Here is a 24080-nt window from a genome sequence, read left to right as displayed (position 1 = left end):
GCGGTGGGGGAGCGCACGGCAGCCAGACCGCCCACGCGCGCAAAGCCTCCGACGACGCACCGGTCACCCCCTCCTCCTGACGACGGGACCTGAGCGGGCCCGCGGAGGTGCCGGTCAGGAACTGCTGGGCCTGTCCACCGCAGCCCCATAGCGCCGGTCCCGCGCGGCGTAGGCGGCGGCTGCCTCCCACAGGTCCCGGCGGTCCACCTCCGGCCAGGGTTTGTCGATGAAGATCATCTCGGCGTAGGCGGCCTGCCAGATCAGGAAGTTCGACGCGCGCTGCTCTCCCCCGGTGCGCAGGAACAGATCCACATCCGGCAGGTCGGGCTCGTCCAGATACCTGGCCAACGTCCGCTCGCTGACCCGCTCCGGATCGACCCGCCCGGCCACCGCATCGCGGGCCATGGCCGCGGCGGCGTCGGCCAGTTCGGCGCGGCCGCCGTAGTTCACACACATCGTCAGCGTGCACACGGTGTTGTTGGCGGTGAGGCGCTCGGCCTCCTCGAGTTCCGCGATGACGCTGCGCCAGAGCCGCCGGCGCCGCCCGGCCCAGCGCACCCGCACCCCCCAGTCGTTCATCTCGTCGCGGCGCCGGCGCAGCACGTCCCGGTTGAAGCCCATCAGGAAGCGCACCTCGGCCGGCGAGCGCTTCCAGTTCTCGGTGGAGAAGGCGTAGGCGCTGATGTGGGTGATCCCGAGTTCGATCGCCCCGGCCACCACGTCCAGCAGCACCGCCTCCCCTGCGGCGTGTCCCTCGGTTCGGGGAAGACCGCGAGCATTGGCCCAACGGCCGTTGCCGTCCATCACGATCGCCACGTGCCGCGGTATCCGGCCGGGCGGCAACCGTGGGGGCCGGGCTCCCGATGGATGCGCGGGTGGCGATTGAACCTGTCCGCTCACACCCGTTCCACCATCCGCAGCGAACGCAGTTGCCGCTCCAGGTGCCACTGGGTGTACACCGCCACCAGACCGGAGGCCTCCTTGCGGTGGGTCTCCTCCGAGACGTCGGCCACGTCCCAGTCGCCGGTGAGCAACGCCGACAGCAGTGCCACGGTCTGCGGGGCCGGTGCCGCGGCACCGGGTGGGCGGCAGTTGCTGCACACCATCCCGCCCATGCCGGCAGAGAACGCCCGGTGGATCCCGTCGGACTGGCACCGGGCGCAGGATGCGAAACTCGGGGCCCAGCCGGCGATCGCCAGGGCCCGCAGCAGGTAGGAGTCCAGCACCAGCGTGATCGCGTGCTCACGCCCAGCGAGGGCGCGCAACGCACCGGCCAGCAGCAGGAACTGCTGGGTGGCCGGCTGGCGTTCCATCTCGGTGAGCCGCCCGGCGGTCTCGACCATCGCGGTGGCGGTGGTGAACAGGGCGTAGTCGGAGCCGATCGCCCGACCGTGCGGAGCGATCGTGTCCACCTGGGTGACGATGTCGAGGTTACGCCCGGAGTAGAGCTGGACGTCGATCAGGCTGAACGGTTCCAGGCGCGCACCGAACTTCGATGAGGTGCGCCGCACTCCCTTGGCCACGGCACGCACCTGCCCGGTGTGCCGGGTGAGCAAGGTCAGGATCCGGTCCGCCTCACCCAACTTGTGGGTGCGCAGCACGATCGCCTCATCCCGATAGGTACGCACCGCCCCATTGTCCACCATCGCCCCGGGGCAGGCCCGGTGGCCCCATCGGTGAGTCCGTCAGCGCAACGCGCGGTTGACCGCCGAGATGATCGCCTTGAACGACGCCGTGGTGATTGACGGGTCGATGCCGACCCCCCACAGCACCTGGTCGCCGACCTCGCACTCCACGTATGCCGCAGCCGCGGCGTCCCCACCGGCCGAGAGGGCGTGCTCGTGGTAGTCCAGCACCCGCACGATGACGTCGCGCCCGGCCAGCAGGTCGACGAACGCCGCCACCGGCCCGTTGCCGCGCCCGGTCAGTTCCACCTGCTCGGAGGCGTCGGTGAGGGTGACGGTCAGGGTGTCATCGGAGCCGTCACCGGCAGAGATCACCTGAGTGGCGCCGAGTTCGAACCGCCCCCACGGCCGCAGGTCGCTGCCCGGGGTGGCCGGCAGGTACTCATCGGAGAAGATCGCCCACAACGCGTCCGCGGTCATCTCCCCGCCCCCGGAATCGGTGTGGCGCTGCACGATGCGGGAGAACTCGATCTGCAACCGCCGTGGCAGGTCCAGACTGCGGGTGGAGGCCAGCAGATAGGACACTCCGCCCTTGCCGGACTGGGAGTTCACCCGGATGACGGCCTCGTAGTCCCGGCCCACATCGCGCGGGTCCACCGGCAGGTAGGGCAGGTCCCAGGGCACGTCCTCGCCGTGCTCGGCCACCTGTAGCGCCCGGTTCTGGAAGCCCTTCTTGATCGCGTCCTGGTGGGATCCGGAGAAGGCGGTGTAGACCAGGTCCCCGCCGTAGGGGTGGCGCGGGTGCACATCCATCTGGGTGCAGTGCTCCACAGTGCGGCGGATCGCGTCGATGTCGGAGAAGTCGATCAGCGGATCGATGCCCTGGCTGTACAGGTTCATGCCCAGGGTCACCAGGTCCACGTTCCCGGTGCGCTCACCCTGACCGAACAGGCACCCCTCGATCCGGTCCGCACCGGCCATCACCGCCAACTCGGCGGCGGCGACCGCGCTGCCCCGGTCGTTGTGCGGGTGCACGCTCAGCGACACGAACTCCCGGCGGGACAGGTTCGTGGACATCCACTCGATCTGGTCGGCGTAGACGTTCGGGGTGGCCCGCTCCACGGTGGCGGGCAGGTTCAGGATGATCTCGCGGCCCTCGCCGGGGGACCACACGTCCATGACCGCCTCGCACACACCTCCAGGGCGTACTCCAACTCGGTGTCGGAGAAGATCTCCGGGGAGTACTGGTACCCGAACTCGGTATCGGGGTCCAGCAACTTCTCGGCGTGGTCCATCACATGCTGGGTTCCAGCGGTGGCCAGCAGTTTCGTGCCGTCCTTGTCGTTGCGGAACACCACCTCCCGGAACACCGGCGCGGTGGCGTTGTACATGTGCACGTTCGCCCGGTGCGCCCCGATCAGTGAGCGGACGGTGCGCTCGATCAGGTCCTCGCGCGCCTGGGTCAGCACCGAGATCGTCACGTCCTCCGGGATCGCGTCATCGGCGATGATGGAACGGACGAAGTCGAAGTCGGCCTTGCTGGCCGCGGGGAACCCGACCTCGATCTCCTTGTACCCCATTCGTACGAGCAGGTCGAACATGGTCCGTTTGCGCTGCGGATCCATGGGTTCGATCAGGGCCTGGTTCCCGTCGCGCAGGTCGGTGGATAGCCATCGCGGTGCCTGCTGGATCCGCCGTGAGGGCCACTGCCGGTTCGGCAGATCCACCGCCATCGTGTCCAGGAACGGCCGGTACTTGCCCACCGGCATGCCGTGAATAGTGCGAGTGCTCATCGTTGTGTTGCGTCCTTCCCAGTCCTTGTCCTTCGAGCCGGGGTCGCTAGCGCCCGCGACGAGGATCCGGCCGGGTCAGGCCTCGTCGCGGCGAGGAAGGAGCAGGAGGTGGTTCACGATGCCCACTCTAGCGCAGCCGGCCGGTCCCGTCGTCGCGGTGACTCCGGTCGACGATGGCGGGCCGGTCAGGAGACATCCTCGGGCAGCATGACCAGGATCTCGGTGCTGCCCATCCGTACCGTGGAGCCGACCCGTACCGCTGTCTCCCGCCACGGCTCAAGTTCCACCCGGGTGCCGTCCGGGCCCACCATTACGGTGCCATTGGTCGAGGCCCGGTCGGTCACGGAGACGCGGCCACCGCTGATCCGCATCTGCACATGGGTCTTGGAGACCGACTGGTCCGCCACCCGCAGCAGCGCCTCCACCTGTTCGCCCTCCCGGGCCCGCGGATCACGACCGATCAGGGTGGTTGCCTCACCGGGCAGGTGCCGCCCGTCCGGGAGCACCACGGCCACACCACCGGGTTCGCGGGTGCGTGACTCCGAGGGGACCGGGCCCAGCCGGGCAGCCAGGCGGGTACGCTCCAACTCCTCCCCGTCGCCGGCAGGGGCCTCCGGGGCGTACCCCGTCCCCTGGGCGGCACCCGCACCTGCCGAACGCTGCGGTGGCGCAGCAGGGCGGGCCGGCGATGCCGGTGGGCCGGGCTCCTGGGCCCAGCCCACCGAGGGCACCGGCTGTCCGGGCGCGGTCGGTGCGCCCGGCACGTCCTGCGCAGCGGGGGGCACCTGCTGCGCCGCCGGGCCGGGATGGTGTGCGGTGGGCATGAGCGTCTGGTCCGGCGGACCGAACGTGACGGCGTGGCCCGGCTGCGGGGCGCCGGTACCGTCGGCAGACACCTGCGGCTGCCCCGGGTGCGCGGCGTGCGTGCGGTCCTGGCCCTGTGCGCGAGCCCGGGCCTCGGCCGAGGGACGACGCCGCAGCGCCACCAGCATCGCCACGAGGCCGGCCAGCACGGCCAGGCTGCCGATTGCCAGTACCGCTGCCAGCGCAAGGTAGGCACCCGGGTGCCCGGACCGGGCGCCGGTCTCCGGTGCCGCGTAGGCCAGCGTCCAAGCGGCGCCGGCAAGTAGCCCGAGGGCCACGGCGATCCGCACGACCATCGCGGTGGTGAAGACATCCCGCACCGAGGGAGTGGTGACGTGCCCACTGGCTCCGGTGCCGCGCACGTAGGCAGCGTGCCACCGGCCGGCCGCAGCGATGGCCCGCCACCCGCTGCGTTCCAGCCACAGCCCCCACAACACCCACGCCAGCAGCGCCACCGCGGCGGTGGCGACCAGGAGCCAGAAGAGCGCCCCCTGCGCCATTCCGGAGGTCGCCAGTACCAGCGTGCTCGCACCGGCCACGCCGAGCAGCAGCACGAACAGCCCGTGGATGTTGCGCGGCCACCCGGCCACGTCCTCGATCAGCGCGTGCAGCGCTTGAGCGCGCACCTGCGGCAGGTGCCACGCCCCGGGTCGTGACGGGGCGTCCGGGGGCAGGTAGACCGCTGACCGCACACTCGGGGACCATGGCGAGGGCGCGGGCTCGGGCGCCTGCCCGCCCGGGCCAGGTGGCCCGGGTGCCTGCGGTCCGGGCCGGGCCGGCACGGCCCGGCCAGGTAGGGGCTGGCTCATGACGGCGGTCTCAGTGGTGTCGCTCGTGCGCGGACCGGGCGGCCAGCCGCTCGCGGGTGGCCCACAACCCGGCCGAGGGGGTGGAGATGTAGAAGACGCGTTCGCCGTCATCCATGGTGTTCCAGCCGTCGGTCATGATCTCGGGATCGTAACGGCGAAGCGCCTCGCCGGGGTCCATGTACCGGTAGCCGACGGACTCGATCTCGGCCCGGGTCAGCCCGCCGGGGGCGTAGGTGATGGTGAATCGGCCCTCGGGTGAGCCGTGCACGAGGTGGGCGGTGCCGTGCGGAATGTCCTGCATGTCCGCCTCCACCGCGTAGTGGGCCAACACTTCCTCCTTACTCAGGTATCCGTACTTGCGGATCAGCGCATCGACCTCGGGTTGCTCGCCGAACCGCTCGACACCGGGGGCGATGACCACGAGCTCACCGCCGTCGGCCATCGCCATCCGGGTGCGGTACACAGCCTTGTTCGCCACCCAGGTGGCCCGGAACTCATCGGCCTGCATCACCGCGACGATCTTGTCCACCGGCTCATCGAAGGGAATGATGTTCTGCTCGGTGCTGGCGCGGGCAGCGGCCAGGTAGGTCTCCAACCCGTCCCCCACGTACACGCCGGTGTGGCGCAGGGTGGAGTCGGAGTCGTAGTCCATCACCACCTGCAGATAGACGTCGGGCAGGTGGGACAGGAAGCGCTCCTCGGCGTAGTTGAACGCCTGGCGCACCGGAGTGAGCGATTGCCCAGGTTGTTCTCGATGCCGTAGACGGCCGAGGCCATGTGGGAGGCACCCAGCAGCCGTTTCCCGCCGAGGCCGATGAAGTAGTTCTTGTTGTGGTTGGCGAACCCGAGCACCTCGTGCGGCACCACGTGTCCGACGTTGATGATCAGGTCCCAGTCCCCGGTGACGGTCATGGTGTTGACGTCGATCGGGATATCCCAGGCCACCGCCCCCCCAGTGAACTCGGCCACCTTCTCGGCCGGCACGGTGCCGAGGTGGGTGACCCCGTCCTTCCAGTCGTGCACGTGGATGCGCTCATGCGGCACGGAGCCGAACATGAAGGTGTTGTCCGCCGGGGTGTGTGGCACGTGCTGTCCCAGGGTGGGGATCAGGTGCACGTCCGCCCCGGCGTCGGTGAGCAGGTGATAGAGGTGCTCGGTGATCCAGCCGACGCCGGAGTGTGCCCGGGTGATGTCGGGCGGGAGCAGCAGCACCCGGCGCAGGTCCGCGATCCCCAGCCGGCTGCGAGCCTGGTCGATCAGTTCGACGCACAGGTCCTTGATGGTCTGCTCGCTGACCCAACGTTCCTCGTGATGGAACCACATGGGCCCAGCCTATCGTCGCGGGTACCTCAGCGGCGAAGCGATCGCGGGGAGAAGTGGGAACGGAACCTGGCTCGCCGCCCCACGCTCCCGCGCAGCCGGGATCGGGCGGCCCGCACCTCGACCCAGAACGTGGCCGCCTCCTCCTCATCGGGCAGGCGCGGACCGAAGACACCCGCGTCGGCGGCGATGGCCAGCCCCGAGGTGCCCGCGCCCTCGAAACGGGCGTCCAGCTCGGCAGCGGCCTCCCGGCGGGTGAGCCCGTCGGCGCGCCCGGATCCGAGGTCGATCGCCTGATCCTCCAGCTCGGTCCACCCCCCGGCGATCCGCCGGTCCGGTGTCCCGACGGTGCGCCGGCGCCGTCGCCGTCGGGCCTTGACCGCAGCGATGATCAGGAACGGACTGAGCAGCAGCAACAGGGGGATCGCCGCAACGGCGGCGATCAGCGCCCAGGTTCGCTGCTCCTGCTCATCCTCGGTGGTCTCGTCCTGGACCTCCGCGTCGTCGCGGTCCTCCGGTGGCACGTCCGGGGGTTCCTGCGGGGGATCCGGCGGCTGCAGCACCTGGGGCTGGGGGTGGTCCAGGGGGTCGGGGTCCTCGGCCTGGGGCACCTGGTCCTCATCCGGCGTCGGGTAGAAGGGCAACCAGCCGTGCCCCTCGAAGGGCACCTCGACCCAGGCGGTGACATCCTCGCCCCGAACCTGCACCGTGCCGCCGGCGGGATCCACCTCGAATCCCATGACGACCCTGGCGGGGTAGCCCAAGGCCCGCACCATCAGGGCCATCGCGGCGGCGTACTGCTCGTGGTCGCCCACCATCTGCTCGGCCTCGAGCATGTCCAGCATCCGCCCGGCCCCGTGGCCGGGCCGGGAGGGCACCTCGTTGACCAGGCCGTGGGAGAAGAAGCCCTGGGTGGACAGGGTCGAGGCGATCGCCTCGATCCGCGGGTAGTCCCCGGTGTACCCGTCGGCGAACTGGGTGGCCAGTGAGGAGACCACGTCGGGCACCTGACGGGGCTCGGGCAGTGCGAGGCTCTCGGCCACCAGACGCGTGGTCTCCAGGTCCTGGACGGGCTCGGGCTGATGGGCCGTCAGCTGGTAGGAGTCTCCCTCCCGCAGTCCCGCCGTGGTCAGGCCCGTGTGGGTGGCGGTGTTGTAGTAGAAGCCCTCGGTCTGATCGCTCGCGCGGGGCCCGGTGAACGTGACGTCGATGCTCATCCCGATATTGGGGACCCACACCCCACCGAGGGCGTCGACGTCCACCTGGATCCGGGCGGGGTCCTCGGGGACCTCCACGGTGATCCGGTCCCCGGTCCGGGTGAAGGACCCGGTAGCCGGGGTCTGCCCGGGCGTGACGTCCCAGACCATCCCGTCGTAGGAGTCCATGGTGGCCAGCCGCAGGGCCGGTGTGCCGGCCGGCACACCGGTGGCCCGCAGCAGGGTCTCCTCGCCCAGGTCATCCACGAAGTAGCGGAAGGCGGCCAGGGGGCTGGTGTAGTCGTGCGGGTCCGGCGGTGGCTCGACGTAGTCGCGCAACACCATTCGGGGCTGGCTGGGGGTCAGCACCAGGGAGGCACCGGTGCCGGCCACCGCCGCCATCCCGAGCACCACCGAGACCGCCAGCACGCGATTCAGTTCCAGTCGTCCGGCGCGTTGGGCCACCCAGGTCAGGCTGATCAGCACCCCGGCCACCCCGAGCACCCCGGGCAGCACCGAGAGCCGGGTGCCGAACAGGATCGAGGCCACCAGAACCGCACCCGGCAGGATCAGGGACAGGGAGTAGTGCCGGGCCCGTAGCGCGATCGTCACGGCGACCAGGGACCCAACGAACGCCAGCAGGTAAGGCAGCAGCAGCAGCGCTCCGGTGCTGCCCAGCGGCGGGGCGATGGTCAGGACCTGTTTCCATACGGTCACCACGCCCCGGCCCATGAGTTGCCAGGTGGTGGGAGTGGGGATGACCCCGCCGATCGCACTGCCGGGGGCGACCAGGCCGCCGAAGGCGAAGAACGTCGGCAGCGCCACCGCGAGCACGGTCAGGGTGTGCCAGCGCACCATCGCCCCGAGCACCGCGATCGTGGTGCCGAGCACCAGGGCGACGCCGGCGACGAGGAAGAGCCGCGCCGACAGGTACACCGGTTCCAGGGGGGCCAACGCCATCGCGATCAGCAGCACCGGCACCACGATCGCCAGGACACGCTCGGTGGTGAACCAGCCGGCTCCGGGCCACCAGGACCCGCGGCCGACGCGGTCGCGCCGGGTCCCGCCGCCCGCCGGGCCCGAAGCGGGGACCGGTGAGCCCTCCGGCGGCCTCGCTGCCGGTGCCGGGGCGCTCACACGCGCTCCAGCTTCCGGAACCCCCGGGGCAGGTCCTCCAGGGAGCCCAGGGTCAGCGTGGTCACCTGTCCGAGCCGGCGCACGGTCGATTCGGCCCCGATCCGCGCCTGGATCGCCAGGGACCGCACGCCCAGGGGCAGGACAGCACCGGCGGCGCGGATCTCCCGCGGCCCCACCTCGGAGCCGCACAACAGCACCACCACCGTGGCGCGCTGGACGTCCCGGGTGACGGCACGAGCCAGGTCCACCAGCGTGCTGGGGCTGTGGACCGCCTCCAGCCGGGTCAGGTCATCGAGGAGTCTGCGTGTGGTGGTGCTCGAGATCACCTCGTGGCTGGCCATCGCGGTCAGGTCCTTCGAGGCGTGGATGGCCTCCAGACCCAGGGAACCGAGTGCGGAGATGACCAGTTCGAACTCCTCCGGGTCACCGTAGTCACGTTCCTGGGAACTCATCGCCACCACCATGTGGGAGCGCCGGGTCTCCTCGAACTGGCGCACCATCAAGGTGCCGGTTTTGGCCGAGGAACGCCAGTGCACGTATCGACGGTCATCCCCGGGTCCGTACTCGCGCAGCGCGTGGAAGGACAGGTCCGCGTTGGTGACGTCGCGGGTCTCCTGGCCCTCCAGGTCGTGCAGGAAGCCTGCGGCGGACGAGCCCATCCGGACCGTGCGGGGGTGGACGTAGAGTTCCTCCGGATCGGTCCACAGCACCGAGCGGCGCACCAGACCGAGCGGGTCACCGCGAACCGAGGAGACCGGACCCACGGTGATCACGCCGCGCCGGGCGGTGGGGATCACGAACAGTTCATCGTGCTCCTCCGCCGGGGCCAGGGCCGGCAGAGCGAAACTGGCTCTGCTCCCGCCCACCGGCAGTTCGATGCGGGCCGGCAGCACGGGCCGGTCCCCGACGTTGCGCACATCGACCCCGCCCATGGCGCGCTCCCCCACCACCACCCGGCCTTCGCGCAGGCGCAGTCCGATGGCGTAGGGGTGGCGGCCGATCGCGAAGATCGCGGCCACCATCACCGTCGCGGTGAAACCCGCGCCCAGCACCACCAGTTCGACCCAGCCGAGCATCCGCCCGGCCACCAAACCCACCACCCCGAGGGCGAGCAGCACCCACGCGGCGCGGGAGATCCAACTCAACGCCTGTGTGGTGCGACGCACCTGACCGACCAGTTGGGTGACCGTCCGGGTCACCGAACGGGTGGTCTCGGGTGTGGATGCCTGGGTGGTGCTCACGAGGAATCAGGAGGCTCGTTGCGCCGGAGGATTCACCTCGGTGAGGATCCGGGCCAGGGAACCGGCGGCGCTGGCGCCCTCGAACTCCGCCTCGGCGTCCAACACCATCCGGTGCGCCAGCACCGGTTCGGTGAGCTCCTTGATGTCATCGGGGATGACGTAGTGGCGGCCCTGCGAGGCAGCCCAGACCTTGGCGGTCCGCACCAGTGCCAAAGCGCCCCGGACACTGGAGCCCAGTGCGATCTCGGGAGCGGCGCGGGTGGCCTCGACGAGTTCGGTGACGTAGGTCAGCACCGCCGGGTCCACATAGACCGTGCCGGCCAGTTCGGCCATGTCCACTACGGCCGGGCCGGTGATCACCGGGGTCAGGGAGGCGGTTCGGTCCCGCACCGCCGACCCGGCCAGGATCCGGGTGGTGGCCTCGGCATCGGGGTAGCCCAGCGAGGTACGCATCAGGAAGCGGTCGAGCTGGGCCTCGGGCAGCCGGTAGGTGCCGGCCTGTTCGATAGGGTTCTGGGTTGCCAGCACGATGAACGGGCGGCCCACCTCGTGCGGGACACCGTCCACGGTGATCCGGCCCTCCTCCATCACCTCCAGTAACGCCGACTGGGTCTTGGGCGAGGCCCGGTTGATCTCATCGGCCAGCACCACCGAGGCGAAGATCGGGCCCTTGTGGAAGTCCCACTCCTTGGCCTCCTGGTCATAGATGGTCACACCGGTCACGTCGGAGGGCAGCAGGTCCGGGGTGAACTGGATCCGGGAGTGTGACGACTGCACGGTCGCCGCCAGTGACCGGGCCAGCGAGGTCTTCCCGGTGCCGGGGAAGTCCTCCAGCAGCAGGTGCCCGTTGGACAGCAGACACGTGAAGGCCAACCGGACCACGTGGTGCTTGCCCAGGATCGCCTCGGAGACGTTCTGCACCAGGCGCTCGAAGGTCTCGGCGAACCAGGTGGCGCGCTGCGGCGTCATCGTGGCGTGGTCAGTGACGGTCATGAGGTCCTCTGGTTGCTGGGGCTGTGCAGGTTCGGGGAGTTACCAGTTGCGCGTCTCGATGACGGCGTTGCCCGGCGCCCCGGAGATCGTGGGACGCACCGTCGCGGTGCAGTTGGAGCCGTAGTGCGGGGGTGTGTATCCCTGGTGGGTGATGATGGCGCTGCCGTTGCCCCCCATGGACATCCGGTAGGGGCCGTTCCGCTGGGAGGTGTCGAAGGTACCGCACTGGCTGCCCGAGGCCCGCACATTGACGTCATGGGTCCCCGCGGGCCAGTCCGACCAGTGCAGGCGGAACGTGTGGCAGTTCGTACCACGGTCGCAGGGCCGCGCGTCGCCCTTGGTGACCCAGGCCCGGGGTACCGGTGGCGGTTCCGGTGGTGGCGGGCGGTCCGCGGCGCGCCGGGAGTCCGCCGCGACCGGCGAGGTCTGACCGTGGTTGTTCACCCAGCGGACCTCGATCCGGTGCGTCTCCTCCCAGTCCCCGCGCAGGGAGGTGCTGTCTGTGGGTGTGCCGCGCTGCCAGGAGGTCCAGCCGCTGCTGCCGCTGCGGGTGCGGTACTCCGAGCGCTCGATGCTCGCGCCGTTACCGGACGGGGAGCGCCAGGAGAAACTCACCCGCCGCTCATCGACGTCAGAACTCACCGACCCCGCCACCGGCGGCCCGTAGGGGGTGAAGGAGTTGGAGGAGGCACTCCACTGCCCGCAGTAGGTGTTGCAGGCACGCACCTGCGCGGTGTAGCTGCTGCCGTTGTTCAGGCCGCTGATCCGGCCGCCGGACGGCAGGGCCTGCACGCTGCCGCCGTTGAGGCGGTACTCATAGCGGGAGATCGGTTGCCCGTTGTCGTTGGGGGCGGTGTAGGAGATGGTCGCCCGGCCGTTCTCCCCGTCCGCGGAGGCGCTGACCCCCTGCGTGCGGCCGGGTGCGCCGAAGGAGCGCACCGGGGTCGACTGCGGCGACGCCTCGGACTCCCCCGCACGGTTCTGCGCCACCACGGCGAAGGTGTAGTCGTGGGCGTTCTCGACGTTCACGGTCCGCTGCCGGGTGCTGCCCCCGACGGTGATCACCGGCTGCGCCACACCGTCCTTGTACATGTACAGGTGGTAGGCGTCGATGGAGTCACCGTTGGTGTTCGGCTCGGTCCAGCTGACCTGCAGTTGCCCGCCGGCAGCGATGTCCACACGGGTGGCGCGCGGCGCGTCCGGCTGGAAGGGCGGTCCGGAGGGGATCTCCGCGGCCGACCAGGCGCTCCAGTCCCCCGGGTCAGGGGCCTCGTTCACCGCGCGCACCTGGAAGGTGTAGGCCTGACCGTTGGTCAGTCCGGTCCAGGTGTGGCCGGTGCCGGTCACGCTCACCTGATCGCTACCGCCCCCGCCGGGTGAGATCCGCACGTCGTAGTGCGTAATCGGGGTGCCTTCGTTGTTCGGCTGGTTCCAGTTCAACGTCAGCTCGGTGTCACCGAACTCCACGGTCGGCGCCCCGGGCGCATCGGGCTTGACGTCCGGGCGGGCGTCACCGGAAGCACCGCTGGCCGGGGACTCCCCGACCGCGTTGATGGCAATCACGGTGAAGTTGTACACGGTGCCGTTCGTCAGCCCCGTGATGGTGCAGGTGGTCGACCCGCACATCTGGGAGACTCCGCCGCCCTCCACCCGGTACCCGGTGATCGGTGAGCCGTTGTCGGTCGGCGGGCTCCAGGACAGTTGCGCCTGCTGGTTGCCCACCGACTCCACTCTGGGCGGCGCCGGGGCCTCCGGCGCCCCGATCACCGCAGCGCTCACCCGGGCCTGGACCTGGCGGTCCGGGTCGCCGGTCACATCCACGACGGTGTAGACGATGGAGAGCCGGCCCACGTAGTCGGACCCGGGGGTGAAGGTGACGTTGTCGCCACTGACGGACACGTCGGCCACACCGGCTTCGGTGGTGGCGAACAACAGCGTGCGCGCCTCCCCCGGGAACGGGTTGGAGTCGTTGGCGAGCACATCGACGGTCACGCTCTCGCCCTGGTGCACCTCCCCGGCGTCGTCGTCATTGGCTACGATCAGCGGCCGGTTGCTGGCGGTGGCGGTCAGGGTGATCTCGCCGGTCACCGAGGCGCCCTCGGGATCGGTCACCTCCACCTCCATGACCTCCTCGGTGCCGGGGGTGGTGTCGTTGCCGGCGGAGGCGGTGAGGATGTTCGCGTCGTCGATCGAGGCGTCGAACCCGGCCGGGACCGAGACGATCTCGTAGGTGAGCAGGTGCACCTCGCCGTCGGGGTCCTCCGCCAGGCGCTGCAGGTTCAGGCTGCCGGGGTCCCCGCCCGCTTCCAGTTCCAGGGAACCGGGACGCATCTGGGGCGCCACGTTCTCGACCGAGTGCACCGTGATGTCCAGGGTGATCACCGAACTGCGCAGCCCGTCCACGTTCAGGTCGAGGGCGTCGGTGACCTCGAAGGTGATCGTGGCCGGCCCGTGGTACCCCTCCGCGGAGGTGTAGGCCAGGGTCTGTTCATCGACCACCAGTTCGGAGCCGTCGGAGTTGGTGGCACGAACCAGGGAGAAGTCGGTCAACTGCACCGGGTCCCCGGACATCGAGGTCACATGATCATCCAGGGGGATCTCGATCCGGTCACCGGAGTCGACCTCGATCGGCGGAGCATCGGAGCGCTTCACCGGGCCGGTGTCCTCCAGGCCCGGAACCTCCACGAACGCGTAGGAACTCAACTCGTCCTCGTCGGTGATCTGGTAGGTGATGACCTGGCGCTCCGGCGTCAGATCCACCTCCAACTCCCTTCCGTCGACGCTCAGCCGTGCGGTGGGGTTGCCCTCGGGAACCGACAACCTCAGGGCGTCGACGCTGCCGTCGGGGTCGTAGTCGTTCTCCAGCACCCCGACGGTGATGGTCTCCATGCCTGCGATCGCGTCCGCGGGGACCTGGTCATCCACCGCGACCGGTGGCTGCGGATCCGCGTCCGGGTCCACGGTGATCGACAGGGTGCCCACGTCCTCCCCGCCGTTGCGGTCGCTCACGAGATACTGGATCAGATAGGTGCCGGGCTCGCTCGGGGACGTGAACAGCACGGTGGCGTCCCGGATGCCGACGTCGGCCAGGCCCCCGTCGTCGGCGATCGAGGGGTCGCCGAAGACCAGCCGGTCCCCGTCCGGGTCGGTGTCATTGGCGAGCACGTCCACCTGGACCTCACGGTCCGGGCGCACCGTCACCTCGTCGGGCACGGCGACCGGGGGCCGGTTCCGGTCCGGGGGATTGATCACCCCGACCGTGATGCTGGCGGCGGCGACCGCGCCGAGACGGTCCTGGACGGTGTAGCGGAACTCATCGGTGCCACGGGAGTCGGTGTAGGGCTGATAGTCCAGGTACCCCGGACCCTGCTCCACGATGCGACCCAATTCCGGGGAGGACTCCACACCGAGCACCCGAACCGAGTCACCGTCGGGATCGATGCCGTGGGTGTTGATCGGGATCCGCACCCGTTCACCGGCGAAGGCACGGGAGACCACGTCCTCCGGTACCGGCGGGGAGTTCGACTCGTCCCCACTGGCGACCACATTGACCGTGATCGGCGCCGAGTGGGACTGTCCGTTCTCGTCGGTGATGCGGTAGACCCCGGTCACGGTCTGCGGGGTGTCAGGGGCCATGTACCGGACCACGTCACCGGCCACGAACATCAGCCCGGCCTCCGGTTCCTCCACCAGGTCGGTGTCGAGGGAGAACTCCAGCCCGTTGGGGTGGGAGTCGTTGGCCAGCACCGGGATGGTGACGTAGTCCCCCACCCGAACCCGGGCCGAATCGCGCACCGCGATCGGGGGCCGGGCGGCCTCGGCGTGCACCAGGGGCAGCACCTGCACCCTCACCGACGGCGCTCTGGTCCCCGTTGGAGACGGTGTAGGTCAGGGTGACCGGCTCGGACAGGGTCTGGTTGGAAGAGATGCGCAGCAGCCGGTGGTCCACGATCGCCACGTGCAGCCCGAGTCCGGGCGGCACGTCGATCTGCTGCACCGCCAGCACCCCGCCGGCCGGGTCGGAGTCATTCTCCAGCACATCCACCAGCACCGAGCCACCCGGCGGCAGGAGTGCGGTGTCGGCCACCGCAACCGGCGGTGCCCCCTCGTCCTGGCCGACGACGCTGACGCGCACCAACCCGGTGGCCGAACTGCCGTCGTCATCGGCCACGATGTACGTCATGTAGTAGTCGTCGGCGATGTCGGACGTGAAGGTGAACGTGCCGGCATCGTTGTCGGTGACGATCTGTGCGTTCGGCACCTGCTCCACGTGCGACAGGCGCAGCGGGCGGCCGTTCGGGTCGATGTCATTGACCAGCGGCTCCACCGTGATCGTCTCCCCGACGAACGCCGTGGCGAAGTCGAACACCGCGGTCGGCGGGTAGGGCCCGTCCGGGAGCACCTCGATGTCGATGAGCACCTCACCGATATCGGTGCCGTCCCCCACGAGCACCACGATCTGCTTCAGGCCCACCTCGATGCCACGATCGGTGATGCTGGTCAGCCCGTTCGGAGAGGTGATCACCTCCAGGCTCTCCGGCGCCTCGGCACCGATCACGTACATCGGATCGCCGTCGGGGTCGCGCACATCGTTCATGATGTTGACCTCGACGGACTCGCCGGCGACCACCTCGGCGCCGATGTCGCGCAGTTGCTCGGGCGGCGAGTTCTGTCCCGGCGGCACCACGTCCAGGCTCACCTGAGCGCTATCGGTGCCCCCACGGCCGTCATCGGCGGTGTACGAGAAGCGGTGCTGGCCGCTGGCTTCCGCGGCGACGTGGATCTGCAGGGCGCGTCCGCCCAGCACGTGCTCCACGGTACCGAAACTCTCCGGCACATCCTCGAACTCGGAGACGGTGAGCAGGTCGCCGTCGGGATCGGAGTCGTTGTCCAGAACCGGGAGCATCACGGTGCGCCCTGCGCGCACTCCGAAGGAGTCCGGCTCGGCGTTCGGGTCGCGGTTCTCCGCCTCCCTGTCCAAGGGGACCTCGTCACGGATCTCCTGCAGGGACTCCTCTTCCTCCTCCTGCTGATCCTGGGGCGGGGTGATGTCCTCCCAGTTGTCCACCAGGATCAGGGTGTCCTCCAGCATCCAGGAGTCACCATTACGCATGTCGTTGAGCACCGCGAGCTGCCGGTTCACCCGGAACACCAGGTCCGCACCGGCGCCGGCGGAGGGGATCGCCTGTTCGACCGGGTCGGCGCCGCGGCAGGTGCGCAGGTGCAGCGGCGCGGACCCGGTCCAGGCCCCGTGCAGGCAGCCGCTCACCTGCACCGGCTGAACCGGCTCCCCCGGCGTCTGCACCTTCCACACCACGGGTTCGCCGCCACGCAGCGGGACCTCGATCAGGGCGTCAGTGGTGGCGATCGCCACCGAGTTCCCGTCTGGACTGGCCGCCTGCAACCGCGCCGAGGCCAGATCCACGTCCAACCCGGACAGGTCCAGGACGTTCTCCCGTGGTTGCACAAGCACAGCCTCGACCGGTGCGTCCGGGCCCTCCTGGCGCATACTGAGCACCACCGGGGTGGTGCCCACGGCGGTCATCTGGGTCTGGACGCTCGCATCGAAGTAGGCCTCCTCGAGTTGGCTGATCTCGGGCTCCAGGGCCTCGAGATCCACCTCCTCACCTTCGCCGTCCTCCTGTTGTGCGTCCGTGTTGGCGTCCTCGCCGGCGGCGTCGGTATCGTCGGGCTCGGAGTTCTGCGCACCGGTTCCGCCGGAGTCCGCGTCCGTCGCACCGTCGTCGGTGATCGACTCTGCCGCCGCGCTCCGCTCAGCCCGCAGTTCGGGGCTCACGGTGAGCAGTTCCCCGCTCAGGCCGTTCAGGCCGAAGGCGGTTCCGTCGTCGGCCACGACGTGGGCGGCCTGGGCTCCCAGGTCCGCCAGCGGCGGGGCGGTGCCCTCATCGAGCACGCCGAGTTCGTCCAGACCGAGCACGTGGTATTCACCGCTACGGGAGTTCAACACCCCCACGGTGCCCTCGCCCATGGCCACGTCGGCGTTCGCGGGCAGTTGTGTAGCCGGCCCGGAGGTCGCGACCTGCGCGGTGTCGACCCGCTGGATGGTGCCCGAGGCCAGGTCGCGCATGAACACCACGTCGTGACGTTGCAGCAGGTCGATGTTCTGGCTCGTCGCCGCCAGGGAGGCGTCGATCTGCTGGACCGGGTAGTTCAGCCGGCCCATGGCCAGTTCGGTGCTGTTGGAGACCCACACGCCGCCGTCGTTCAGTTCGACATCAGCGGTGGCCACGCCCTCGTAGTTCAGGCTCAGGGCCACCACGGTACCGAGCACGAGGGACACCACGGTCGCACTTGCGATCCTGCGGCGGCGTATCGTCGTGCGTGCCCGCACTCCCAGACTCCTCCCCGGTTCCCCCGGCACAACTGACGGGGGCCACACCCCGTCCCGGTCCGAATCCTAACGGATGGACGTGGGCGTGGACATGGGCTGTTCTACCCGCCCATCGGGGTGGACGTGGGCTGCCCTAGCCGCCGCGACTCAGGAACCGGTCCGGGCTTCCTCGGCCCGTTCCAGGCTGGCCCGCCGGTAGTTCTCCTCCAGCAGGTCCAGATCGCCGGCCACCACCAGGCGCGAGGCAACGGCGTGCTCGACCAGTCTGGCCCGCCGGTTCACCGCCAGCTTCTGCTGACCACCGCGCAGGCCACGGATGCCTTGCCGGGACAGTTTGTCGCAGACGTTGTCCAGTTTGCGGTTGAACCGCGTGATGGTCCATCCCAGTTTCGCGGCGGCCTGGGCCGACGTGGGGATCGACGCGCTGGACCCTCGGCCGCGCAGCACCGCCTCGGCCAGGGACAGGATGAGCAGCTTCTGCGACTCGGTCAGGGCGACCGGGCCGATCGTGGTCTCCCCCACCTGGGTACGTTCGGGAGAAGAGGACTCGAACGTGGGCGTCTCCCCCACGATGCCGACCTCATAGGTGGTGGGCCCGGCGGTGAACAGCACCGAGGTGCGGGCGAACACCAACGGCAGCCGGGCACCGGGAGCGAGCCAGGCCTGCATGTTGCCCTCGGAGTCGGAGACCGTGGCCGACAGGCGGGAGCCGGTGTTGGTGAGCCACCACAGGTCGTCCTGGTAGGCGATCGTCAGGAACTGTCGGTGCAGGTAGGGGTTGTCATCGACAACCAGGTCCCCCTCGCGCCCGATCGTGAACGGTTTGGTTCGATCGGCATCGAACCATTCACCGCAGAACTCCACCTTCAACGTCATCTTCTACCCCCAACACCGACCATCCTAGGCGCACGCCTCGCTCCATTCCGACAGCCTAGAGCTCTCCACCGAAATTGCGGCGACTTCCACGCAGACCCGCTCCGGAACGTCGGTGAGGGTGATCTCGGTCTCGGTGATGCGTTCGGTCCCGGTATCGGCGCCGCCGACCTGGCGCCAGGCGTAGGCGAGGTCGGCATCGAACTCCGGGGCCCTCCATGTGAAGGTGACCTCGTCCTCCCCCTCCACGCGTTGCCCGGTGAGCTGCTCGGGCGGTCCCGGACGGGAGGCGTCGGTGACCGGCGGATCGGGGGGTGCGGTAGTGGGGTCGGTGGGTGGTGGGGGATCGTCGGGAGCGTTGACCGCGCCGTAGATGACCACCCCGCTGACCACCAGGATGACCAGGATCGAGGCCGCAAGCGTCAGCCAGCGCAGCCGGCGGCCCCGGCGCTCGTTGCCGCCGGCCTCCTGGTCGGGGCCGACGCCGGCGTGAGGGGGGCCGTCCCGGCCGGCTTGTGCGGGGGCACCGGCGGAGTCTGCGGCCGGGACGACGCCGGGGGTGCGCACGCGCGTTGCCTCGGTGTCTACGGCGTCCCCTCCGGTGCGCGGGGCGGCCGGGATCTCCACGACCGAGCGCACCCGGGTGCGCAGGTCCTCCCCGACGGTATCGGGCACCTGGATCCAGGAGGTGTCGGGCAGGTCCAGGCTGGTCTGAGCCAGCTGGAGTTCCTGTTCGACCCGCTGGAGTGCGCGGGCGAACTCCGCGGCCGTGCCGAACCGTTGTTCCGGTGCCTTGGCCATGCCGCGCTGCAACACCTGCTCCAGGGAGGGCGGGACGTCATCTCGCAGCAGCGGCGGCAGCGGATCGCGCTCGATCCGACCGATGATGTCCAGAGCGGAGTTCTTCCCCTCCCGGAGTTCGAAGGGGGATCGACCGGCGAGCAGGGTGTACACCGTCGCCGCCAGGGCGTAGATGTCCCCGGGAGTGCCGCGCTCGGCGTGCTCGTCGAAGAATTCCGGGGCCGACCACGGGATCGACATCCCCACCGCCTCGGACTCCTCGCTGGCGTGCTGGACGACGGATATGCCGAAGTCGGTCAGTGCCGGCCAGCCGTAGTCGGTGGTGAGCACGTTCGCCGGCTTGATATCGCGGTGCAGAATGCCGGCCCGGTGGGCGGTCTCCACCGCACCACCCAGGCGGACCCCGATCCGCAGGGCCTCGGCCACGCCCAGCGGCGCGGTGCGGTAGCGCACCGACAGGTTCGGCCGCGGGCAGTACTCCATCATCAGGTACGGGCGTCCGTCGTCGGCGGTGTCGGCGTGGTAGATCGTGACGATCGAGGGATGGGCGGACAACTGGGCCATCACGTTGGCCTCGGCCACGAACTGTTCACGACTGGCCGCGTCGGTGGTCGGCGCGAGCAGCACCTTCACCGCGACGCTACGCCGCGGTAGCTGCTGGGTGTACAGGAAGACGTCGGCGAAACCACCCGAACCCAGGAGTCGTTCGTAGGTGAATCCGGGGATCTGCGGGGGTTGCGAGGGTGGACGGCTCGGAGCCACCTAGCGTGCACCACCCTGGTACGGGCCGTAAGGGTCCACGACGGGCCCCGCGCCGCCGGCGGATCCGTAGCGGTCCGGTGGTGGCGGCACCCCGGGTCCCTGCGGGGGTGGGCCGTACGGGCCCGGCTGGGACGAGGAACCGGGGGCCGGCGGTTGGCCATAGTGCCCGGGCTGGGCCTGCGCGCCGGTTGGCCCGTACGGATTCGGCTGGCGGTAGGGTGCGGGCCGGCCGTACGGAGCCGCCGGTGCGGCCGGGGTCTGCCCGGGTGCGGGTTCGCCGGTTCCGGCGCGGGGAACGGGTTCGGATTCCCCGCCGCCGTCCTGGTCGTTGTGGACCTCCGCGGTGACGCCGTCCCCGAGGTCGATCACCGCTCCGGCACCCACCGGGATCGCCTCGGCGGGATGCAGGCGGCGGGCCTCGGCACCGGGCAGCGTGACGACCGTGCCGTTGGTCGAACGCAGGTCGGTCACCACCACGTGGTCACCCTCGGGCTTCAGTTCGACGTGGGTGCGGGAGATGTCCTGCTGCGGGCTGGGCACAGCGACCAGGTGCGGTGCGACGGCCCCTCGAACCGGGTGGCCTCCGGTGCCCGGCCGAGCAGTGCGGGCCGGTCAAGTTCGACCCGCTGTCCGGTGGAGATCACCACTACCGGCACCACGCGCGCGGGTTGTGACCCGGCGCCGGCCAGGACCGTGTCCTCCCCGACCGCCTCCTGTCCGCCCGAGTTCAGGGCCTCCCGCAGATGCGCCACAAGGACGGTGTGGCCGTCGTGGTCACCGTCGTCCTCATTCGCCTCGCCGGCGACGTCCTCCCCGGTGGCGTCCCCGGCGGCGACGTCATCGGAATGATCTGACTCGTGCTCGCCGGTGCTGCAGCCACCGCCGACCGCGGGGGCGGGGAACACGGTCGCCTCTGAGAAGTGGTCGCTCCCGGCGGCGGATCCCGGGCGATCGGATTCCGCCGTCTCGGCCGTGTCGTCTTCCTCGGCTTCGAGGACGGCGGCCTCAGTGTCGGAATCGGCGCCGCTGTCGGCGGCACTGTCAGCGTCGGCGCTCTCCGCCTCCGCCGAAGCCCCGGTGTCGGCGACCTCCGCCTCCGCCGAAGCCTCACCGCCCTCGCCCTCCGAGGTCTGGCCGGCCTTCATCGCCGGGACGTTCCAGGGCAGGGAGTCGATCAGACCACGGTCACCGCCTGCCTCCGATCCCGCGGTCCCTCCGTCGGACTCCGCCGCATCGTCAGGCTCATCCGGCGTCTCGGCCGCACCGGCGTCCTCAGCCTCAGCCGGGGTCTCAGGCTCTTCCGCACCCTCGGGCTCGTCCGGGGTCAGGACCCCCTCTTCCGGCCCACCCTCCACCGGAGTGTGCTTCCGCGCGTCGGTGTCGACCTCACTGGCGGCAGCCGTCCCGGCGAGGGCGGAACGCTCCGCGTCCTCCGACCCGGACTGCACCGCTGCTGCCGCCACCACACCCGAACCCAACGGCCACTCCTGGCCACCGTCCTCGGGCCCGCTGACCCGCAGGCGCTGCGGGAGGGGACCCACGTGCTCGCGCCAGGTACTCATCCCCTCGGCCCGGATCTCGGTTCCGTCGCAATCGACACTGACCTGCCCCCGCACGAGGACCCTGACCTGGGTGCCCTCGGTCCGGACCAGCGCGAAGTCCGGGAGTGCGGAGAGACTTCCCCCAGCGATCGCCTCGAGCCACGCCGACAGCGGGCGCTCGGCCACCATCGCCTCCCAGAGGGACCGGGCGGTCACGGCAGCGAAGTCCGGGGCCAGCAGCGCCAGTCCCCCGGGCGCGACCAGGCCCGTCCAGGTCCCGCTGCGGTAGGAACTCATCATCACCTCATCAGCCTCTCTCATCGGATCGCACCGGCTCGTGGAAGTGTGTCATCAAGCTCCGCGCCGGCATCAGCTGAAGATGCGCGCCGTCCACCACACCGGGGTGCAGTGGACTGCGCGGCGCCGTCGGCGAGCAGATCCACCACCACCGCCGACACGTTGTCGCGTGCACCGGCTCTGGTGGCCCGCTCCACCAGGTCCCGGCAGGCCTGCTCGGCATCGCCCGGAGCGGCCAGGGAGGCGGTCACCTCATCGGGTGTGAGTTCCTCGGTGAGGCCGTCGCTGCACAGGAGGAGCCGTTGCGGCCCTCCGGCGTGCAGCATCCAGAAGTCGACGTCGACATCGTGGCTACTGTCCACCGCTCGCGTGATCACGTTGCGTTGCGGATGCTCGCGCGCCTGACCGGCGGTGATGGCGCCGGCGTCGAGCAGTTCCTGCACCACCGAGTGATCCACGCTGACCTGGACGAGTCCGTCCTCGTCGTAGCGGTAGATGCGCGAGTCCCCCACGTTGAACGCCAGCCAGTACGGCACCCCCTGCTGGGTGGTCAGGACCAGACCGGCCGCGGTGGACCCGGCCAGCGGGGGCTCCCCCGACCCAGGATCATCGTGTCCCCCCGTCTCGCCGGTGGGCCGGGCTCGCGATTCAGGCCGGTCCCCCTGTGCAGCCCTCACCCCGGCGCGGATCAGGTCCCGGGAGTGGTCGATCACCGCCAGGATCTGGGCCGGCTCGACCGGTGCGCCGGGCTCGAGTCCGGCGGCGAAGGCCTCGAACGCCTCCACCACGCACTGTGCCGCCAGGGCACCGTAGACGTGCCCGCCCATCCCGTCGGCCACCAGGAATACGGGCGGGGCGGCAAGGACGGCGTCCTCATTGACCCGGCGGCGTCCGCCGGCGTCGGTGACCGCACCCCAGTCCGTGTGCACCACGCACCCCTTCTCCTGCCTCGATTGGGCCCGATCCTACCGACCGCACCCGGGCCCGGCGGTCCGGCGCTCACACGAACGAGGGGAACACGCCCCAGTACGCGGCGATGATCAGCAACGAGACCGCACCCAGGTGTACCAGCCACCAGACCAGGCGTCCGGGCCCGCGCCAGACACCCAGTGCGCGCGCCCGGTGGGTGCGCTCCAGCGAGGCGTACAGCACCCCGGCGGCGAGCACCCCGGTGCCCAGCACCAGGAAGTAGCCTCCGACGACGACGAGGTCGTTGCGCAGATAGTTCAGGGCGTACTGGGCAACCTGGGTCAGGTAGGCCACGAACATCACCAGCGCCGCCAGCGCCGCCAGCGCGGTCGCGGCGGCGTACCTGGCAAGTGATGCGGGCATGATCGGCTCCCGCGCGCGCTGCGCGATCCGGGCCCCAGCCCACAGCGCGGGCCCCAGCACCAGCAGACCGAGGGAGCCGAGCAGGGTGTACATCACCCAGTCCCCATCGGCGTACCAGCGGGGTGACGCAACCGGGGCTGCGGCGTACCGCTGTTCCGGCTCGGCGCCGGCCACCTGGGGGACGGCGCTGGCCGTCTGCGGCAGACCCTGGGTCCAGCGCGCCAGGTCCCGGGTGAACCCCGGGGCCAGATCGCCGTTGGAACGGATGCCGTGGTTGGCGCCGTCGTAGTAGCGCACCGTGAACTCGTCGTTACCGGCGACCGCCAGGTCGTCGCGCATCACCACCGCCCCCTGCACCACCGGCATCGAGGCATCATCGGTGCCGTAGACCATCAGCACCGGCACATCGAGGCGCTGCTGGTAGGGGCTGGCGTCGAAGTCGGCGTACTCGAACCCCCCGCCGGGGATGTTCATCCCCACCGCTCGTGGGATCGCCCGCAGCAGTGCCCCCGGAGCGCCGGTGTTACGCAGGTAGACGTCGGCCGCGAATGCGACTTGCTGACGGGGCTGGACCACCGGGGCGGAGACCAGCACCACGAAGTTGACCTGGTCGTAGGCGGCACCGGCCACCGTGGCGATGTAGGCGCCTTCGGACTCCCCGTAGATACCCGTCTGACCGGAATCAACTCCCGGCCAATCGGCGAGTACGTCGAAGGAGACCATGTAGTCGGCCGCCATCTGGACGTAGTTGCGGTTGCGCACCGTGTAGGTGTCCATCCGCTTGGCCGGCACCAGCACGTAGAGACCGGCGCTGGCGAGCTCGCGGGCCTGGTCGGCGAAGGAGGTGGCCCGACCGGTTCCGGCCCCGTGCATCAGCAGGATGCCCGGCCGGTCCGGCCCGGCATCGACGGGATAGGTCAGGCGTGCCGGCACGCTGACCTCACCCAGATCGACCTCGAAGTCCTCGCTGGCGGTGGCGTAGGTGCCCACCGGGTCGGTGCGGACGTCGGAGCCGATGGTGGTCTCCCGGGTCTGGGACTCCACCTGGTCCTGGATCAGCTCCGGGTGCCAGCGAGGCCCCGCCAACGAGCCGATCGTGCCCAGGATCAGCACCAACCCGAGCACGGCAAGCCACCTGCGCACC

At 70.3% G+C, this 24080-nt stretch carries 16 protein-coding genes and 1 pseudogene; all 17 read right to left on the bottom strand.

The window, feature by feature from the left end; translation table 11 throughout:
* Window positions 1-114 precede the first annotated feature (114 nt).
* Window positions 115-900, bottom strand: a complete 786-nt coding sequence (locus ACRRRO_RS16400) for an isoprenyl transferase (protein WP_424795986.1) — start codon at window positions 898-900, stop codon at window positions 115-117.
* On the bottom strand, window positions 897-1628 hold the full coding sequence (recO, locus tag ACRRRO_RS16395; protein WP_424786186.1) for a DNA repair protein RecO: 732 nt from the start codon (window positions 1626-1628) through the stop codon (window positions 897-899). The genes ACRRRO_RS16400 and recO overlap by 4 nt, the downstream gene beginning before the upstream one ends.
* A 57-nt stretch (window positions 1629-1685) precedes the next feature.
* A pseudogene (leuA, locus tag ACRRRO_RS16390) lies at window positions 1686-3394 on the bottom strand (2-isopropylmalate synthase).
* A 209-nt stretch (window positions 3395-3603) separates the two neighbouring features.
* Window positions 3604-4974 carry an FHA domain-containing protein gene (locus tag ACRRRO_RS16385; RefSeq protein ID WP_424795985.1) on the bottom strand — a complete coding sequence of 457 codons (1371 nt, stop codon included), beginning with the start codon at window positions 4972-4974 and terminating at the stop codon, window positions 3604-3606.
* A 127-nt stretch (window positions 4975-5101) separates the two neighbouring features.
* Complete coding sequence (locus tag ACRRRO_RS16380) at window positions 5102-5815, bottom strand: hypothetical protein (RefSeq protein ID WP_434080590.1); 714 nt, start codon at window positions 5813-5815, stop codon at window positions 5102-5104.
* A complete protein-coding gene (locus ACRRRO_RS16375) occupies window positions 5743-6414 on the bottom strand; it encodes a lactate racemase domain-containing protein (protein WP_434080589.1) in 672 nt (223 codons plus the stop codon). Before ACRRRO_RS16375 ends, ACRRRO_RS16380 begins: the two co-directional genes overlap by 73 nt.
* 26 nt (window positions 6415-6440) lie before the next feature.
* Window positions 6441-8744 (bottom strand): transglutaminaseTgpA domain-containing protein, encoded by a 2304-nt coding sequence (locus ACRRRO_RS16370; protein ID WP_424795983.1) that lies wholly within the window; start codon window positions 8742-8744, stop codon window positions 6441-6443.
* Complete coding sequence (locus tag ACRRRO_RS16365) at window positions 8741-9985, bottom strand: DUF58 domain-containing protein (protein ID WP_424795982.1); 1245 nt, start codon at window positions 9983-9985, stop codon at window positions 8741-8743. Before ACRRRO_RS16365 ends, ACRRRO_RS16370 begins: the two co-directional genes overlap by 4 nt.
* A gap of 6 nt (window positions 9986-9991) precedes the next feature.
* On the bottom strand, window positions 9992-10978 hold the full coding sequence (locus ACRRRO_RS16360) for an AAA family ATPase (RefSeq protein ID WP_424786192.1): 987 nt from the start codon (window positions 10976-10978) through the stop codon (window positions 9992-9994).
* 39 nt (window positions 10979-11017) lie between these two features.
* Window positions 11018-14725: an Ig-like domain-containing protein gene (locus ACRRRO_RS16355; protein ID WP_434081597.1), complete on the bottom strand. Its 3708-nt coding sequence runs from the start codon at window positions 14723-14725 to the stop codon at window positions 11018-11020.
* The gene (locus tag ACRRRO_RS16350; protein WP_434080588.1) at window positions 14628-17282 is read right to left on the bottom strand and encodes an Ig-like domain-containing protein; all 2655 of its coding nucleotides are present in this window, start codon (window positions 17280-17282) and stop codon (window positions 14628-14630) included. The genes ACRRRO_RS16355 and ACRRRO_RS16350 overlap by 98 nt, the downstream gene beginning before the upstream one ends.
* 195 nt (window positions 17283-17477) lie before the next feature.
* Window positions 17478-18206 (bottom strand): hypothetical protein, encoded by a 729-nt coding sequence (locus tag ACRRRO_RS16345; RefSeq protein WP_424795980.1) that lies wholly within the window; start codon window positions 18204-18206, stop codon window positions 17478-17480.
* A 24-nt stretch (window positions 18207-18230) separates the two neighbouring features.
* Window positions 18231-19766 carry a serine/threonine-protein kinase gene (locus tag ACRRRO_RS16340; protein WP_424795979.1) on the bottom strand — a complete coding sequence of 512 codons (1536 nt, stop codon included), beginning with the start codon at window positions 19764-19766 and terminating at the stop codon, window positions 18231-18233.
* Window positions 19767-20306, bottom strand: a complete 540-nt coding sequence (locus ACRRRO_RS16335; RefSeq protein ID WP_434080587.1) for an FHA domain-containing protein — start codon at window positions 20304-20306, stop codon at window positions 19767-19769.
* On the bottom strand, window positions 20261-21628 hold the full coding sequence (locus ACRRRO_RS16330; protein WP_434080586.1) for a hypothetical protein: 1368 nt from the start codon (window positions 21626-21628) through the stop codon (window positions 20261-20263). The genes ACRRRO_RS16335 and ACRRRO_RS16330 overlap by 46 nt, the downstream gene beginning before the upstream one ends.
* Entirely contained in the window at window positions 21625-22536 is a 912-nt protein-coding gene (locus tag ACRRRO_RS16325; RefSeq protein ID WP_424795977.1) for a PP2C family protein-serine/threonine phosphatase, read from the bottom strand. The genes ACRRRO_RS16330 and ACRRRO_RS16325 overlap by 4 nt, the downstream gene beginning before the upstream one ends.
* A gap of 67 nt (window positions 22537-22603) precedes the next feature.
* Window positions 22604-24061 carry an alpha/beta hydrolase family protein gene (locus tag ACRRRO_RS16320; protein ID WP_424795976.1) on the bottom strand — a complete coding sequence of 486 codons (1458 nt, stop codon included), beginning with the start codon at window positions 24059-24061 and terminating at the stop codon, window positions 22604-22606.
* Window positions 24062-24080: the final 19 nt, after the last annotated feature.

The organism is Sanguibacter sp. Z1732, from assembly GCF_051020515.1.
In the GTDB taxonomy this organism is placed as follows: domain Bacteria; phylum Actinomycetota; class Actinomycetes; order Actinomycetales; family Beutenbergiaceae; genus CALKWS01.
The sequence above is the reverse complement of the archived record's forward strand: the minus strand, read 5'-3'. Positions and strand labels throughout refer to the sequence as shown.

Coding starts and splice junctions, on each gene's coding strand:
- ACRRRO_RS16375 (WP_434080589.1), bottom strand. CDS start 6,414: ATGTGGTTCCATCACGAGGAACGTTGGGTCAGCGAGCAGACCATCAAG.
- ACRRRO_RS16360 (WP_424786192.1), bottom strand. CDS start 10,978: ATGACCGTCACTGACCACGCCACGATGACGCCGCAGCGCGCCACCTGG.
- ACRRRO_RS16345 (WP_424795980.1), bottom strand. CDS start 18,206: ATGACGTTGAAGGTGGAGTTCTGCGGTGAATGGTTCGATGCCGATCGA.
- ACRRRO_RS16330 (WP_434080586.1), bottom strand. CDS start 21,628: ATGAGAGAGGCTGATGAGGTGATGATGAGTTCCTACCGCAGCGGGACC.